Raw genomic sequence first — 14840 nt, 5'->3', positions numbered from 1 at the left:
TCTTCGACAGTGAAAAGAAAAAAGGCCGCAGAGCGGCCTTTTTAGTTAGATCAGATTACTCGTCTTTGGGTGTGGCGTTTTCGACCCGGCTTTTTAACTTCTGCCCGGGTCTGAAGGTCACCACGCGCCGTGCTGTAATGGGAATATCCTCGCCCGTTTTCGGGTTACGTCCCGGGCGTTGATTCTTATCACGCAGATCGAAGTTACCAAAACCAGAGAGTTTCACCTGCTCGCCGTTTTCCAGAGCGCGACGGATCTCTTCGAAAAACAGTTCAACCAGTTCTTTGGCATCCCGCTTGCTAAGCCCAAGCTTATCAAACAGATATTCTGACATTTCAGCTTTTGTAAGCGCCATAGGTTCAATCCCTCAATGATGCCTGGAATCGCTCTTTTAATGCCTCTACACATTTGGCGACGGTAGCGGCAATCTCCTCTTCTTCGAGTGTACGGCTGGTATCTTGCAGGATCAGGCTTATGGCGAGGCTCTTATACCCCTCCGCAACACCCTTACCGCGGTACACGTCAAATAAGTTTACGCCAACTACCTGATTTACGCCAACTTTCTTACATTCGGATAAAATATCCGCTGCGGGAACGTTTTCTGCAACCACAACCGCGATGTCACGACGGTTCGCCGGGAAGCGCGAAATCTCGCGCGCTTGAGGCACCACGCGGTCTGCGAGCTTGTTCCACTCCAGTTCAAACACCAGAGTGCGACCGTTAAGATCCAGTTTACGTTCCAGTTCAGGATGAACAACCCCAACAAAACCAATACGTTCACCTTTCAGATAAATCGCTGCGGATTGCCCCGGATGCAGTGCCGGATTCGCTTCTGCACGGAACTCAACCTCATTCAGTTTACCGGTCAGGTCGAGAACGGATTCAAGATCGCCTTTCAAATCATAGAAATCAACGGTCTCTTTTGCCAGGTTCCAGTGCTCTTCGTAACGGTTACCGCAAATCACACCGGCTAACATCAGATCCTGACGAATGCCCAATGGCGCCTGGGTATCTGGCACGAAGCGCAGACCGCTTTCAAAAATGCGCACACGGTTTTGCTGACGGTTCTGGTTGTACACTACAGTTGCCAGCAGACCTGTCCACAGAGAAAGACGCATTGCCGACATTTCAACGGAAATCGGGCTTGGCAGCAGTAAGGCTTCAACACCCGGGTGGATCATCTGCTGCACTTTCGGATCAACGAAGCTATAGGTGATCACTTCCTGATAGCCTTTGTCGTTGAGCAGCGTTTTCACGCGCTTGAGCGACAGGTCAGCTTCACGGTGAGTCCCCATAATCAGGCTCGCCTGTACCGGTTCATCCGGGATGTTGTTGTAGCCGTAAACACGCGCCACTTCTTCGACCAGATCTTCTTCAATCTCCATGTCGAAACGCCAGCTCGGTGCAACAGCCTGCCACTCGTCTTTGCCTTCGGTCACTTCGCAGCCGAGACGACGCAGAATGTCAGTCACCTGTGCATCGGCAATATGATGGCCGATCAGACGATCCAGTTTGCTACGACGTAAAGTGATGGTTGCACGCTTCGGCAGCGTTGCTTCGTTGGTGATATCAATTACCGGACCAGCCTCACCACCGCAGATGTCGATCAGCAGACGGGTCGCACGTTCCATCGCTTTGTGCTGCAGTGCCGGATCAACACCACGCTCGTAGCGGTGAGACGCATCGGTATGCAGGCCATGACGACGAGCACGACCGGTGATAGACAGCGGGCTGAAGAAAGCGCATTCCAGCAGGACGTTTTGTGTTTCGTCATTCACGCCAGAGTGTTCGCCACCGAAGATACCGCCCATCGCCAGCGCCTTGTTGTGGTCGGCGATGACCAGGGTGTCAGCGTTCAGCTTCGCTTCGGTACCGTCGAGCAGTACCAGCGTTTCGCCCTCTTTCGCCATCCGCACCACAATGCCGCCTTCAATGCGATCTTTGTCGAAAGCGTGCATCGGCTGACCCAGTTCGAGCAGCACGTAGTTGGTGACGTCAACCACTGCATCGATAGAACGAATCCCGCAACGACGCAGTTTTTCTTTCATCCACAGCGGAGTTGGCGCTTTAACGTTAATGCCTTTTACTACGCGGCCAAGATAACGCGGGCAGGCTTCCGGCGCTTCTACCGCAATCGGCAGCGTGTCATCGATGGTTGCACCAACCGGGACAATTTCCGGTTCAACCAGCGGAAGCTGGTTCAGCACGGCAACATCACGCGCTACGCCGATAATGCCTAAGCAGTCTGCACGGTTTGGCGTCACACTGATTTCGATGGTGTTGTCATCAAGTTTCAGGTATTCACGGATATCGGTGCCAATTGGCGCATCCGCAGGCAGTTCGATAATACCGTTATGATCGTCAGAAATCCCCAGCTCAGAGAAGGAGCACAGCATCCCTTCAGACGGTTCACCGCGCAGTTTCGCGGCTTTAATTTTGAAATCGCCCGGCAATACAGCACCAATAGTTGCTACCGCCACACGCAGGCCCTGACGACAGTTTGGCGCGCCGCAAACGATGTCCAGCAGGCGATCGCCACCGACGTTGACTTTGGTCACTCGCAGTTTGTCAGCATTCGGATGCTGCGCACATTCAACCACTTCACCAACGACCACGCCGTGGAAGCTACCGGCAACCGGTTCTACACCGTCAACCTCCAGGCCCGCCATCGTGATTTGATTCGCCAGCGCATCGCTATCAATCGCCGGGTTCACCCATTCGCGTAACCACAGTTCACTGAATTTCATAATCTATTCCTGCCTTATTTAAACTGTTTGAGGAAACGCAGATCGTTTTCGAAGAATGAACGCAGGTCGGTGACGCCGTAACGCAACATGGTCAGACGCTCCATCCCCATCCCGAAGGCGAAACCGGAGTAAACTTCCGGATCGATGCCAACATTACGCAGCACGTTCGGATGCACCATCCCGCAGCCCAGTACTTCCAGCCATTTACCGTTTTTACCCATGACGTCCACTTCTGCAGAAGGTTCGGTAAACGGGAAGTAGGAAGGACGGAAGCGAATCTGCAAATCTTCCTCAAAGAAGTTACGCAGGAAGTCGTGCAGCGTGCCTTTCAGGTTGGTAAAGCTGATGTTGGTATCAACAATCAGACCTTCCATCTGATGGAACATCGGCGTGTGAGTCTGGTCGTAGTCGTTACGATAAACACGGCCAGGCGCGATGATACGAATCGGCGGCTGCTGGGCTTTCATGGTGCGGATCTGTACGCCAGAGGTCTGGGTACGCAGCAGGCGGGTAGCGTCAAACCAGAAAGTGTCGTGGTCAGCGCGCGCCGGGTGGTGGCCAGGAATGTTCAGAGCATCGAAGTTATGATAATCGTCTTCGATTTCCGGCCCGGTTGCCACGGTAAAGCCAAGCTCACCGAAGAAACTTTCGATACGATCGATGGTGCGGGTAACCGGATGCAGACCACCATTTTCGATACGACGACCTGGCAGGGAAACATCGATAGTTTCTGCAGCCAGACGCGCATTCAGCGCTGCGCTTTCCAGTTCGGCTTTACGCGCATTCAGAGCCTGCTGAACTTGCTCTTTCGCTTCGTTGATAACCGCACCAGCTGCCGGACGCTCTTCTGGCGGCAGCTCACGCAGGGTCGTCATCTGAAGGGTTAAGTGCCCTTTTTTACCCAAATATTCGACGCGCACATTGTCTAACGCGGCAACATCTGACGCCTGGCTAATGGCCGCCTTCGCACTGGCAACCAGTTCTGCGAGATGTGACATGGTTTTCCTCATTGTGTCAGTGGTGACACTGGTTCGTTGGACTTAGAGCCTATCCCATCAGGCTATTTTACTTGCCATTTTGGTCCCGGGCTGTGCTCGAAATCCTCACGTACTTAAGTACGCTCCGGTTTCTCCGCGCTGGCCGTGTCCAGACTGGCTGCGACAATTACGCCTGATGAGACAGGCTTTTTATTTTTCAAAACGCGCATACAAAAAAAGCCTCCACTGGGAGGCTTTCAGGCGCTGTTTTCCGTTTCTCTTCTCACGCGCTAGCCTCCTGGAGTCAGGTGCTAAAGTAAAAAAAGAAGCGGAAAATAGCAGCATTCATTGCTTGCGTTACCTTTTGGTACTTTTCAAAAGACCTTTATTGAAAAGGCTACGGCGATAAAAGTCAATGTTTTGATGGTGTTGAAACGAAAAGAGGGAGACTAGCTCCCTCTTTCAACTGGCTTATGCCAGAGCTGCTTTCGCTTTTTCAACCAGAGCGGTGAACGCTACTTTGTCGAATACTGCGATATCAGCCAGGATCTTACGGTCGATTTCAACAGAGGCTTTTTTCAGGCCATTGATGAATTTGCTGTAAGAAATACCGTTCTGACGTGCTGCTGCGTTGATACGCGCAATCCACAGTTGACGGAACTGACGCTTACGTTGACGACGGTCACGGTAAGCATACTGACCAGCTTTGATAACAGCCTGGAAGGCAACGCGGTATACGCGAGAACGCGCACCGTAGTAGCCTTTAGCTTGTTTCAAAATTTTCTTGTGACGTGCGCGTGCAATAACACCACGTTTTACGCGAGCCATATGTGCTCTCCTGTATCTATATTCTAATTAAAAAGTTAAAAAACGTTAACGGCTTATGCGTACGGCAGGCACGCGATTACCAGGCCCAGATCGCCTTTGGAAACCATGGCTTTCGGACGCAGGTGACGTTTACGTTTGGTCGCTTTTTTGGTCAGAATGTGACGCAGGTTAGCGTGCTTGTGCTTAAAACCACCTTTACCGGTTTTTTTGAAGCGCTTAGCAGCACCGCGTACGGTCTTAATTTTTGGCATTTTAATAACTTCCACTTCGCATTGTTGATAAACAGAAACAAAGGCGAATCACCCTGTGAGCCGAGGCCCACAGGAATGATTACTTGATGGCCTTACTGTTTCTTCTTAGGAGCGAGCACCATGATCATCTGGCGGCCTTCGATCTTCGTTGGGAAGGATTCGACCACTGCCAGTTCTTGCAAATCGTCTTTCACGCGATTAAGCACTTCCATACCGATTTGCTGGTGCGCCATCTCACGACCGCGGAAACGCAGCGTGATTTTGGCTTTATCACCCTCTTCGAGAAAGCGAATCAGGCTGCGGAGTTTTACCTGATAGTCGCCTTCATCTGTACCAGGACGGAATTTAATTTCCTTAACCTGGATAACTTTTTGCTTTTTCTTCTGTTCCTTAGAAGACTTGCTCTTTTCATAGAGGAATTTGCCGTAATCCATTATACGACAAACCGGCGGCTCGGCGTTAGGGCTGATCTCGACTAAGTCTACTCCGGCTTCTTCAGCTTTCTCCAGAGCTTCTCTCAGACTCACAATACCAAGCTGCTCGCCTTCCAAACCTGTTAAGCGAACTTCCTGGGCGCGAATTTCGCCATTGATACGGTTAGGACGCGCCGTTTGAACTCGTTTTCCGCCTTTAATACCTTATTCCTCCAATTGTTTAAGACTGCGGCTGCGAATCTCTTGTTGCAGCTTCTCGATCACTTCATTTACGTCCATGCTTCCCAGGTCTTTACCACGGCGGGTGCGAACGGCAACTTTGCCAGATTCCACCTCTTTATCACCACAGACCAGCATATATGGGACGCGACGCAAAGTGTGCTCGCGGATTTTAAAGCCAATCTTCTCATTTCTCAAGTCTGCTTTAACACGAATGCCCGCATTTGATAGTTTTTGCGTCAATTCGTTAACGTATTCAGACTGTGAATCCGTAATATTCATGATAACAACCTGAACCGGCGCAAGCCAGGTCGGGAAGAAACCAGCGAACTCTTCGGTCAGGATACCGATGAAACGTTCCATCGACCCAAGAATTGCACGGTGAATCATTACCGGAACCTTACGCTCGTTGTCTTCGCCTACATAGGAAGCGCTCAGACGAGACGGTAAGGAGAAGTCCAGCTGTACTGTACCGCACTGCCATGCACGATCGAGGCAGTCATACAGGGTAAATTCAATTTTCGGACCGTAGAACGCGCCTTCACCCAGTTGATACTCAAACGGGATGTTGTTTTCTTCCAGCGCAACTGCCAGGTCCGCCTCAGCACGATCCCACATTTCGTCACTGCCAATACGTTTTTCAGGACGAGTGGAAAGCTTGACCACGATCTTCTCGAAGCCAAAAGTGCTGTACATATCATAGACTAAACGGATACATCCGTTAACTTCATCGCGAATTTGTTCTTCAGTACAGAAGATATGCGCGTCATCCTGAGTAAAACCACGCACGCGCATCAGGCCGTGAAGGGATCCTGACGGCTCGTTACGGTGGCAGCTACCGAACTCGGCCATACGCAGCGGCAGATCGCGATACGACTTCAGCCCCTGGTTAAAGATTTGTACGTGACCCGGACAGTTCATCGGCTTAATGCAGTATTCACGGTTCTCAGAAGAGGTGGTGAACATTGCATCTTTATAGTTTTCCCAGTGACCGGTTTTTTCCCACAGGACGCGGTCCATCATAAACGGACCTTTAACTTCCTGATACTGGTACTCTTTCAGTTTAGAGCGAACGAACACTTCCAGTTCACGGAAGATGGTCCAGCCGTCATTGTGCCAGAACACCATACCCGGCGCTTCTTCCTGCATATGGTACAGGTCGAGCTGTTTACCGATTTTACGGTGGTCGCGTTTAGCGGCTTCTTCCAGACGCTGCAGGTACGCGTTGAGGGCTTTTTTATCTGCCCACGCAGTACCATAAATACGTTGCAACATTTTATTGTTGCTGTCGCCGCGCCAGTAGGCCCCTGCCGTTTTCATCAGTTTGAAATGGTGGCAGAAACGCATATTCGGTACGTGCGGACCGCGGCACATATCGACATATTCTTCGTGGAAATAGAGGCCAGGCTGGTCATCATGGGCGATGTTTTCGTCCAGGATGGAGACTTTATAGCTCTCGCCGCGTTTAACGAAAGTTTCACGCGCTTCGTGCCAGCTGACTTTCTTCTTAATGACGTCGTAGTTTTTCTCAGCAAGCTCATGCATCCGCTTCTCGAGTGCTTCGACATCTTCCTGGGTTAACGTGCGGTCAAGATCAACGTCGTAATAGAAACCGTTGTCAATAACCGGGCCGATTGCCATTTTGGTATGCGGCCAAAGTTGTTTAATTGCGTGCCCTAACAGGTGCGCACAGGAGTGACGAATGATCTCCAGACCTTCTTCGTCTTTAGCGGTAATGATCGCCAGTTTAGCGTCGTTTTCAATCAAATCGCACGCATCTACCAGTTCGCCATTAACGCGCCCTGCGATACAGGCTTTCGCCAGACCTGGACCAATGTCCAGCGCAACATCCATGGGGCTTACAGCGTGGTCGTAATGGCGTTGGCTGCCATCAGGAAGAGTAATAACAGGCATGTTATATCCTTATTTGCAGTGGTGACCCACACGAAAGATCACATACAAAGATTCATATGAAATTTATCAAAAAGGTTTGGGCTGATTCCCGCTTCACTCTGCGAAATATGTCACAGCATGCTGATTGGCGATGCCAGACCTACACCCACTTTCTGATAATACCGCTTGGCAGTTTACACGGTAATTGTTATCGGGCAAAGCGACAATCATCATCTTCGATATGATATAAATCAATACAGGCAACACCTGACCCTTTTGTTACACTCGATCATTGAAGACTGGAAATCCCCTGGAAAAACGCATGCCGACAAAACGTTTCAACAAAAAACACTGGAAGATGGTGGTAGTCCTGCTGTCTATTTGCGGCGCGATGCTGTTGCTACGCTGGGCAGCGATGATTTGGGGCTGAATGGTGATGCGCTATCAACAAACAATGCAGCCAGACCGCATAACACGGTCCGGCACATTATTACATCCTGTAGCCCAGCGATAACGTGGTGCGGCGATCGGTATGTTCCGGCGCAGACTCAGGCGGTTCAGAGTTCCATGTAACGTTGTAGGCCACCTTCAGACCAAAATGTTCATTGATGGCAACATTTAATGCGCTTTCCGAGTTCAGCGTAGTGTCTTCAGCACCAAAAACCGATACACCCTGGGTAAATTTAGCGTTGTCGGTCAACTGCCATGCATAAGCTCCGGAGGCATACCCCAGCGGCTGCGTTTTACTGGCATTATCGGTATATTTGTCGTAACGCACGCCAGGGCCGAATTCAAAACGGAAGCTGTGTACCGGACCATTTAAAAACTGGCGACCATAACCCGCAGTCAATACATCTCGTTCCCGATAACCGTTATAACGGTCTGTCAGCCAACTTGCCTGACCAAACAGATAATCATAATCAGTTAAATTAAAGCGGCTACGACCACCTACTGCATATTTTTCCGAAGAACGCTCATCATTAGAAGAAGTATTGCTGGCATTTCCCCACAGCGACCAGGCAGTCGTCTGCCCATACCAGGTCATGGTGGTATCAGCCGTCAGTGAGGAACTTTTCGTGTTGCCTGATTGTGCAAGGTAACCTGCATTCAGATTACCTTCGAAAGGTTTTTTTGCGCTGGCAGGATCGTCCATGACAGTAAAAACGGAATCATCGGCAGTTGCAGTCAGAGACGCAAACATACCCCCCGCCAACATAACGATGGCAGGAACTGTCTTCAAAAGCTTCATTTATTAAAAGTCCGTACAACAAAAAAAGAGACCATCGCGGTCCCGGAAACTTTCTTAAGGATCAAAGAGTAGCGTCCCTGGAAAGGTGACAAATTATAAAAAGGAGTGAAAAACTTAGCAATGACTTCTTATTTCATTTTTTGAATAAGCGCGTTGCGAAAACAGATATTTATTTATATATCTTTACCTTATTAATTTTATATAAATATCTAATAAATCATATTGTTAATTCCTTCACTTTCCACTGATTCAGTGCCAGACTGAAATCAGCCTATAGGAGGAAATGATGGTACGTATCTATACGTTGACACTTGCGCCCTCTCTCGATAGCGCAACAATAACCCCGCAAATTTACCCCGAAGGAAAACTGCGCTGTACTGCCCCCGTGTTTGAACCTGGTGGCGGTGGTATTAATGTCGCTCGCGCTATTGCTCATCTGGGCGGGAGCGCGACGGCTATATTCCCGGCCGGCGGCGCGACCGGTGAACATCTCGTCGCTCTGCTGGCCGATGAAAATGTCCCTGTTGCCACTGTCGAAGCGAAGGACTGGACCCGCCAGAATCTGCATGTACATGTGGAATCCAGCGGTGAGCAGTATCGCTTTGTCATGCCCGGCGCAGCTTTAAGCGAAGATGAATTTCGTCAACTTGAAGAACAAGTTCTGGAAATCGAGTCAGGGGCTATTCTGGTTATTAGTGGAAGCCTGCCACCAGGCGTGAAACTGGAAAAGTTAACGCAGCTTATTTCTGCTGCGCAAAAACAAGGAATACGCTGCATCGTCGACAGTTCCGGCGAAGCCTTAAGCGCAGCACTGGCGATTGGCAATATCGAGTTAGTTAAACCTAACCAAAAAGAACTCAGCGCACTGGTAGGTCGCGAACTCACTCAACCCGATGATGTGCGTAAAGCCGCGCAGGAAATTGTTAATAGTGGTAAGGCCAAACGGGTCGTCGTTTCCCTTGGTCCACAAGGAGCGTTGGGGGTAGATAGCGAAAACTGCATTCAGGTTGTGCCACCGCCGCTAAAAAGCCAAAGTACCGTCGGTGCTGGCGACAGTATGGTTGGGGCTATGACGCTGAAGCTGGCAGAAAATGCCTCGCTTGATGAAATGGTTCGTTTTGGCGTGGCTGCCGGTAGTGCCGCAACACTCAATCAAGGAACACGCCTGTGCTCCCATGACGATACACAAAAAATTTACGCTTACCTTTCCCACTAATCGAGACATTCCCCCATCGGTTGGGGGAATCACCACAAACCTGTCAGCAATGCGTTTCTGCGACTATGCTAAAAAATCACGTGATAACAAAGAGGTGAATTATGGCTGGTGGCGATCTTGTCCGTTATGTCATTACCGTCATGTTGCATGAAGATACATTAACTGAAATTAATGAGTTAAATAACTTTCTGACACGCGATGGCTTTTCACTGACCATGACAGACGATGATGGGAACATCCATGAACTAGGGACGAATACCTTTGGACTTATCAGTACGCAAAACGAAGATGAGATAAGAGAACTCGTTGCCGGGCTCGCCCAGAGCGCTACAGGCAAAGACCCCGAGATAAGGATCACCACCTGGGAGGAATGGAATAGCAACAAATAAAGATTTTTGGGCAATAATCAGTCTGTGGTGTGCGTTAGCTCGTGTTTTTACACCTTATTCTTGCGCTAACCTTATGATCTGGCAGACAGCATGGGAGAGACATCATGTGGCAGGTAATCAGTCGTCTTTTGAGCGAGCAGTTAGGTGAAGGCGAAATCGAACTGCGTAATGAACTGCCTGGCGGGGAAGTCCATGCCGCATGGCATTTGCGCTATGCAGGACGCGACTTTTTCGTCAAATGTGATGAAAGAGAATTGCTTCCCGGTTTTACCGCCGAAGCCGACCAACTGGAGTTATTGTCTCGTAGTAAAACCGTCACCGTACCCCGGGTGTGGGCAGTTGGCGCTGACCGTGACTACAGTTTTCTGGTGATGGATTATCTCCCTCCTCGGCCGTTGGATGCACATAACGCCTTTATTTTAGGGCAGCAAATTGCGCATCTACATCAATGGAGCGACCAGCCACAATTTGGCCTCGATTTCGATAACGCCCTTTCTACTACCCCTCAACCCAATACCTGGCAACGCCGCTGGTCAACGTTTTTTGCTGAACAACGGATTGGCTGGCAACTGGAGCTGGCAGCAGAAAAAGGGATCGCCTTCGGCAATATCGACGCCATCGTCGAGCATATCCAGCAGCGCCTGGCTTCACATCAGCCGCAACCATCACTGTTACACGGCGATCTATGGTCAGGGAATTGTGCGCTAGGTCCGAATGGTCCGTATATTTTCGACCCTGCTTGTTACTGGGGCGACAGAGAGTGCGATCTGGCCATGTTGCCGCTACATACCGAACAGCCTCCGCAAATCTATGATGGTTATCAATCAGTTTCACCGCTCCCGATCGATTTCCTCGAACGCCAACCGATTTACCAGCTTTACACTTTGCTAAACCGTGCAAGGTTGTTTGGTGGTCAACATCTGGTTATTGCTCAACAATCATTGGATAGAGTGTTAGCCGCGTGACGGGAGTCGATGATAATGGCCGCACCGCGCGGCCTTTGTATTAAATGAAACCGAGCAGAGAAAAGAACACGTATCCCGCAGCAATACAAATGACCGGCAGGATATAGAGTGAAAAAAACTGCGTGAAGATAGTATGGCGTGGAACGACAATGCGCGACTCGATCTGTTCACGCGTTAACCCCTCTTCCCCTTTAGCCTTCTCCAGAATGAGTTGATCTTCAACGCCTTCGCGCAAGAAGCGCGTCTGACGACTCATGCGTGCTCCAGAGTCTTGCAACGCCAGCCCGACAAAAATCAGGATAAAGATCACCCAGAACATAACGTTCACACCACCATTAAAATTGGGCGTCGGCGAGTTATACCAGAACAGATTCAAAAAAGGCGTATTCGCCTGCATCATATCGATCATGACATGGGCAAAGTCGAGCATTACCGCATTAATGCCTTCCTGGGTTTCTTGCCGGGTATTCATAAACTTCAGCAAGGAAATCAACGTGGAAACAAGTGTTGGTATAAAAATCACCCAACCGAAAATCCTTTTCAAAATAGCAATGCGTCCAGCTTGTTGATACGTCATGAGTTCTCCTTGATTAAGACGCGTCGATTCACTTAGTTTACCTGTAGATATCTGTTTTCGCCCATTCTTTAAAGGCGATATGATAGGCGCTTAATCATAAGCACTGCTTAATACCTTACACATAATGCTCTAAAGGAGAGGTTGTAATGTCAACCCCACGACAGATTCTTGCTGCAATTTTTGATATGGATGGATTACTTATCGATTCCGAACCATTGTGGGATCGGGCCGAACTGGATGTGATGGCAAGCCTGGGGGTGGACATCTCCCGTCGTAATGAGCTACCGGACACCTTAGGTTTACGCATCGATATGGTGGTTGATCTGTGGTATGCCCGGCAACCGTGGAATGGACCGAGTCGTCAGGAAGTGGTCGATCGGGTAATTGCCCGTGCCATTTCGCTGGTTGAAGAGACGCGTCCATTACTGCCTGGCGTGCGTGAAGCCGTTGCTTTATGTAAAGCGCAGGGCTTATTGGTTGGCCTGGCTTCAGCGTCACCGCTGCATATGCTTGAAAAAGTGCTGGCCATGTTTGACCTACGTGACAGTTTCGATGCCCTCGCCTCCGCTGAAAAATTGCCTTATAGCAAGCCACATCCGCAGGTTTATCTCGACTGCGCGGCAAAACTGGGCGTTGACCCAATCGCCTGCGTGGCGCTGGAAGATTCTGTTAATGGCATGATCGCCTCGAAGGCAGCACGAATGCGCTCCATCGTCGTTCCAGCACCAGAAGCGCAAAATGATCCCCGTTTTGTGTTGGCGAATGTAAAACTTTCATCCTTGACCGAACTCACCGCGAAAGACCTCCTCGGTTAATAAAAAGGGGCGTGGTAACACGGCCCCTGGTTGCTTATCTGAAATCACGTTCAACTGACGATTTTATCATCATATTATGATGAAGAGTTACACCGTCACCACTTCCGCGCACTGTATAAAAACCCTATACTGTACGTATCGACAGTTTAGTGAGTTTTATCATGACGGCGGAAGGTCACCTCCTCTTTTCTATTGCTTGTGCGGTGTTTGCTAAAAATGCCGAGCTTACACCCGTGCTGGCACAGGGTGACTGGTGGCATATTGTCCCTTCCGCAATATTAACTTGTCTGTTACCGGATATTGACCATCCAAAGTCGTTTCTTGGGCAGCGATTAAAGTGGATATCAAAACCCATTGCCCGCGCTTTTGGTCACCGTGGCTTTACCCACAGTCTGCTGGCGGTGTTTGCTCTACTGGCGACCTTTTATCTGAAAGTTCCGGAAAGCTGGTTTATTCCGGCTGATGCTCTGCAAGGTATGGTTCTCGGTTATTTGAGTCATATTCTTGCTGATATGCTGACCCCCGCTGGCGTTCCCCTACTCTGGCCGTGCCGATGGCGTTTCCGTCTGCCAATTCTGGTTCCACAAAAAGGCAACCAGTTAGAACGTTTTCTCTGCATGGCGTTGTTTGTCTGGTCAGTGTGGATGCCCCATTCACTGCCCGAAAACAGTGCCGTACGTTGGTCATCGCAAATGATTAATACCTTGCAGATCGAGTTTCATCGCCTTATTAAGCATCAGGTTGAATACTAAAAAAACAAAAATCGCTTTTCTGGAATAAGCCATTCCATTTGAATATAAGAGCCAGCTCACAGTTCTGTTAATCTTGCTTCAACACTATGGCTACTGCGTAGCGATAGAAATAATAAGATCAGGAGAACGGGGATGAACTTTCCATTAATTGCGAACATCATAGTGTTCGTTGTGCTGCTGTTTGCGCTGGCCCAAACCCGCCACAAACAGTGGAGTCTGGCCAAAAAAGTGCTGGTAGGTCTGGTGATGGGTGTGGTTTTTGGCCTTGCCCTGCATACCATTTATGGTTCTGACAGCCAGATACTCAAAGATTCTGTGCAGTGGTTTAACATTGTCGGTAACGGCTATGTTCAGCTACTGCAAATGATCGTCATGCCGCTGGTATTTGCCTCCATTTTAAGTGCGGTTGCCCGTCTGCATAACGCGTCTCAACTAGGCAAAATCAGTTTTCTGACTATTGGTACGCTACTGTTTACCACGCTGATTGCGGCGCTGGTCGGTGTACTGGTCACTAATCTGTTTGGTCTGACAGCTGAAGGGCTGGTTCAGGGTGGCGCAGAAACTGCTCGTCTGAACGCTATCGAAAGCAACTATGTCGGTAAAGTCTCTGACCTGAGCGTTCCGCAGCTTGTCTTGTCCTTTATCCCGAAAAACCCGTTTGCCGATCTGACCGGTGCCAATCCGACGTCAATTATCAGCGTGGTAATTTTTGCGGCTTTCCTGGGCGTTGCAGCACTGAAACTGCTGAAAGATGATGCGCCGAAAGGTGAACGAGTCTTAACCGCTATCGATACGCTGCAAAGCTGGGTGATGAAACTGGTTCGCCTGGTCATGCAACTGACGCCATACGGCGTTCTGGCACTGATGACCAAAGTCGTTGCTGGCTCCAACCTGCAAGACATCATTAAACTGGGTAGCTTCGTTGTCGCGTCCTACCTCGGTCTTATCATTATGTTTGCAGTGCATGGCATTCTGCTGGGCATTAATGGCGTAAGCCCGCTGAAATACTTCCGTAAAGTATGGCCAGTGTTGACGTTTGCCTTCACCAGTCGCTCCAGTGCTGCGTCTATTCCGCTGAATGTAGAAGCACAAACGCGTCGTCTGGGTGTTCCTGAATCCATCGCCAGTTTCGCCGCCTCTTTCGGCGCGACCATTGGTCAAAACGGCTGTGCCGGGCTGTATCCGGCAATGCTGGCAGTGATGGTTGCGCCTACGGTTGGCATTAATCCGCTGGACCCAATGTGGATTGCGACACTCGTTGGTATCGTCACTGTGAGTTCAGCAGGTGTTGCAGGCGTTGGTGGCGGTGCAACATTCGCCGCACTGATTGTACTCCCTGCGATGGGCTTGCCGGTAACGCTGGTGGCATTGTTAATTTCCGTTGAACCACTTATCGATATGGGCCGTACGGCACTGAACGTCAGCGGTTCTATGACCGCAGGTACACTGACCAGCCAGTGGCTGAAGCAGACCGATAAATCCATTCTGGATAGCGAAGATGACGCCGAACTGGCTCACCGTTAACCCT

General features: G+C 49.9%; 17 protein-coding genes and 1 other annotated feature. Of the genes, 7 read left to right on the top strand and 10 right to left on the bottom strand.

The genetic code is table 11. The features are described 5' to 3' along the window. Positions 1-55: 55 nt before the first annotated feature. The 8 genes from ihfA to thrS form a co-directional block, all read right to left on the bottom strand. Positions 56-355: an integration host factor subunit alpha gene (gene ihfA, locus D9741_RS05465; protein ID WP_002440155.1), complete on the bottom strand. Its 300-nt coding sequence runs from the start codon at positions 353-355 to the stop codon at positions 56-58. Positions 356-359: 4 nt separating this feature from the next. Further along, the gene (gene pheT, locus D9741_RS05460) at positions 360-2747 is read right to left on the bottom strand and encodes a phenylalanine--tRNA ligase subunit beta (protein ID WP_130218893.1); all 2388 of its coding nucleotides are present in this window, start codon (positions 2745-2747) and stop codon (positions 360-362) included. Between the two features lie 14 nt (positions 2748-2761). Beyond that, positions 2762-3745 carry a phenylalanine--tRNA ligase subunit alpha gene (pheS, locus tag D9741_RS05455; protein WP_000018588.1) on the bottom strand — a complete coding sequence of 328 codons (984 nt, stop codon included), beginning with the start codon at positions 3743-3745 and terminating at the stop codon, positions 2762-2764. Between the two features lie 209 nt (positions 3746-3954). Further along, positions 3955-4079 (bottom strand) — a sequence feature (Phe leader region). After that, entirely contained in the window at positions 4029-4073 is a 45-nt protein-coding gene (gene pheM, locus D9741_RS23335) for a pheST operon leader peptide PheM (RefSeq protein WP_001386830.1), read from the bottom strand. Its footprint overlaps the feature before it by 45 nt. Before the next feature lie 116 nt (positions 4080-4195). Then, positions 4196-4552: a 50S ribosomal protein L20 gene (gene rplT / locus D9741_RS05445; protein ID WP_000124850.1), complete on the bottom strand. Its 357-nt coding sequence runs from the start codon at positions 4550-4552 to the stop codon at positions 4196-4198. 53 nt (positions 4553-4605) lie between these two features. Next, entirely contained in the window at positions 4606-4803 is a 198-nt protein-coding gene (rpmI, locus tag D9741_RS05440) for a 50S ribosomal protein L35 (RefSeq protein WP_001124225.1), read from the bottom strand. Positions 4804-4895: 92 nt separating this feature from the next. Next, positions 4896-5438, bottom strand: coding sequence for a translation initiation factor IF-3 (gene infC, locus D9741_RS05435; protein ID WP_001700733.1), 543 nt, complete (start codon positions 5436-5438; stop codon positions 4896-4898). A gap of 3 nt (positions 5439-5441) precedes the next feature. Beyond that, the gene (gene thrS / locus D9741_RS05430; protein ID WP_130208286.1) at positions 5442-7370 is read right to left on the bottom strand and encodes a threonine--tRNA ligase; all 1929 of its coding nucleotides are present in this window, start codon (positions 7368-7370) and stop codon (positions 5442-5444) included. A 301-nt stretch (positions 7371-7671) separates the two neighbouring features. On the opposite strand from thrS, the gene yniD reads away from it, so the two are divergent. Beyond that, positions 7672-7779, top strand: coding sequence for a small membrane protein YniD (gene yniD, locus D9741_RS05425; protein ID WP_064529152.1), 108 nt, complete (start codon positions 7672-7674; stop codon positions 7777-7779). A 60-nt stretch (positions 7780-7839) separates the two neighbouring features. Here yniD and D9741_RS05420 read toward each other — a convergent pair whose 3' ends face one another. Beyond that, positions 7840-8598, bottom strand: coding sequence for a YdiY family protein (locus D9741_RS05420; protein WP_130218891.1), 759 nt, complete (start codon positions 8596-8598; stop codon positions 7840-7842). 286 nt (positions 8599-8884) lie between these two features. On the opposite strand from D9741_RS05420, the gene pfkB reads away from it, so the two are divergent. The 3 genes from pfkB (at position 8885) to D9741_RS05405 (ending at position 11168) form a co-directional block, all read left to right on the top strand. Beyond that, positions 8885-9814, top strand: coding sequence for a 6-phosphofructokinase II (gene pfkB, locus D9741_RS05415; protein ID WP_130219020.1), 930 nt, complete (start codon positions 8885-8887; stop codon positions 9812-9814). A 101-nt stretch (positions 9815-9915) separates the two neighbouring features. Beyond that, positions 9916-10203, top strand: a complete 288-nt coding sequence (gene ghoS / locus D9741_RS05410; protein ID WP_130218889.1) for a type V toxin-antitoxin system endoribonuclease antitoxin GhoS — start codon at positions 9916-9918, stop codon at positions 10201-10203. 104 nt (positions 10204-10307) lie between these two features. Next, a complete protein-coding gene (locus tag D9741_RS05405) occupies positions 10308-11168 on the top strand; it encodes a fructosamine kinase family protein (RefSeq protein WP_130218887.1) in 861 nt (286 codons plus the stop codon). 40 nt (positions 11169-11208) lie between these two features. On the opposite strand, the gene D9741_RS05400 is transcribed toward D9741_RS05405, so the two are convergent. Beyond that, positions 11209-11745: a YniB family protein gene (locus D9741_RS05400; RefSeq protein ID WP_130218885.1), complete on the bottom strand. Its 537-nt coding sequence runs from the start codon at positions 11743-11745 to the stop codon at positions 11209-11211. Positions 11746-11891: 146 nt separating this feature from the next. Here D9741_RS05400 and hxpB point away from each other — a divergent pair, with 146 nt between their 5' ends. The 3 genes from hxpB to tcyP all read left to right on the top strand — a co-directional run bounded on the left by hxpB (position 11892) and on the right by tcyP (position 14836). After that, positions 11892-12560, top strand: a complete 669-nt coding sequence (gene hxpB, locus D9741_RS05395) for a hexitol phosphatase HxpB (RefSeq protein WP_130218883.1) — start codon at positions 11892-11894, stop codon at positions 12558-12560. Positions 12561-12721: 161 nt separating this feature from the next. After that, positions 12722-13312, top strand: coding sequence for a metal-dependent hydrolase (locus D9741_RS05390; protein WP_064529159.1), 591 nt, complete (start codon positions 12722-12724; stop codon positions 13310-13312). Positions 13313-13444: 132 nt separating this feature from the next. After that, a complete protein-coding gene (tcyP, locus tag D9741_RS05385) occupies positions 13445-14836 on the top strand; it encodes a cystine/sulfocysteine:cation symporter (protein ID WP_130218881.1) in 1392 nt (463 codons plus the stop codon). Positions 14837-14840 lie beyond the last annotated feature (4 nt).

This window comes from Escherichia sp. E14V7, assembly GCF_004212225.1.
In the GTDB taxonomy this organism is placed as follows: Bacteria; Pseudomonadota; Gammaproteobacteria; order Enterobacterales; family Enterobacteriaceae; genus Escherichia.
The sequence above is the reverse complement of the archived record's forward strand: the minus strand, read 5'-3'. Positions and strand labels throughout refer to the sequence as shown.

What these genes read in the sequence shown, in the direction of transcription:
- ihfA (WP_002440155.1), bottom strand. Translation starts at nt 355, where the DNA reads ATGGCGCTTACAAAAGCTGAAATGTCAGAATATCTGTTTGATAAGCTT.
- pheT (WP_130218893.1), bottom strand. Translation starts at nt 2,747, where the DNA reads ATGAAATTCAGTGAACTGTGGTTACGCGAATGGGTGAACCCGGCGATT.
- pheS (WP_000018588.1), bottom strand. Translation starts at nt 3,745, where the DNA reads ATGTCACATCTCGCAGAACTGGTTGCCAGTGCGAAGGCGGCCATTAGC.
- rplT (WP_000124850.1), bottom strand. Translation starts at nt 4,552, where the DNA reads ATGGCTCGCGTAAAACGTGGTGTTATTGCACGCGCACGTCACAAGAAA.
- rpmI (WP_001124225.1), bottom strand. Translation starts at nt 4,803, where the DNA reads ATGCCAAAAATTAAGACCGTACGCGGTGCTGCTAAGCGCTTCAAAAAA.
- thrS (WP_130208286.1), bottom strand. Translation starts at nt 7,370, where the DNA reads ATGCCTGTTATTACTCTTCCTGATGGCAGCCAACGCCATTACGACCAC.
- yniD (WP_064529152.1), top strand. Translation starts at nt 7,672, where the DNA reads ATGCCGACAAAACGTTTCAACAAAAAACACTGGAAGATGGTGGTAGTC.
- D9741_RS05420 (WP_130218891.1), bottom strand. Translation starts at nt 8,598, where the DNA reads ATGAAGCTTTTGAAGACAGTTCCTGCCATCGTTATGTTGGCGGGGGGT.
- pfkB (WP_130219020.1), top strand. Translation starts at nt 8,885, where the DNA reads ATGGTACGTATCTATACGTTGACACTTGCGCCCTCTCTCGATAGCGCA.
- ghoS (WP_130218889.1), top strand. Translation starts at nt 9,916, where the DNA reads ATGGCTGGTGGCGATCTTGTCCGTTATGTCATTACCGTCATGTTGCAT.
- D9741_RS05405 (WP_130218887.1), top strand. Translation starts at nt 10,308, where the DNA reads ATGTGGCAGGTAATCAGTCGTCTTTTGAGCGAGCAGTTAGGTGAAGGC.
- D9741_RS05400 (WP_130218885.1), bottom strand. Translation starts at nt 11,745, where the DNA reads ATGACGTATCAACAAGCTGGACGCATTGCTATTTTGAAAAGGATTTTC.
- hxpB (WP_130218883.1), top strand. Translation starts at nt 11,892, where the DNA reads ATGTCAACCCCACGACAGATTCTTGCTGCAATTTTTGATATGGATGGA.
- D9741_RS05390 (WP_064529159.1), top strand. Translation starts at nt 12,722, where the DNA reads ATGACGGCGGAAGGTCACCTCCTCTTTTCTATTGCTTGTGCGGTGTTT.
- tcyP (WP_130218881.1), top strand. Translation starts at nt 13,445, where the DNA reads ATGAACTTTCCATTAATTGCGAACATCATAGTGTTCGTTGTGCTGCTG.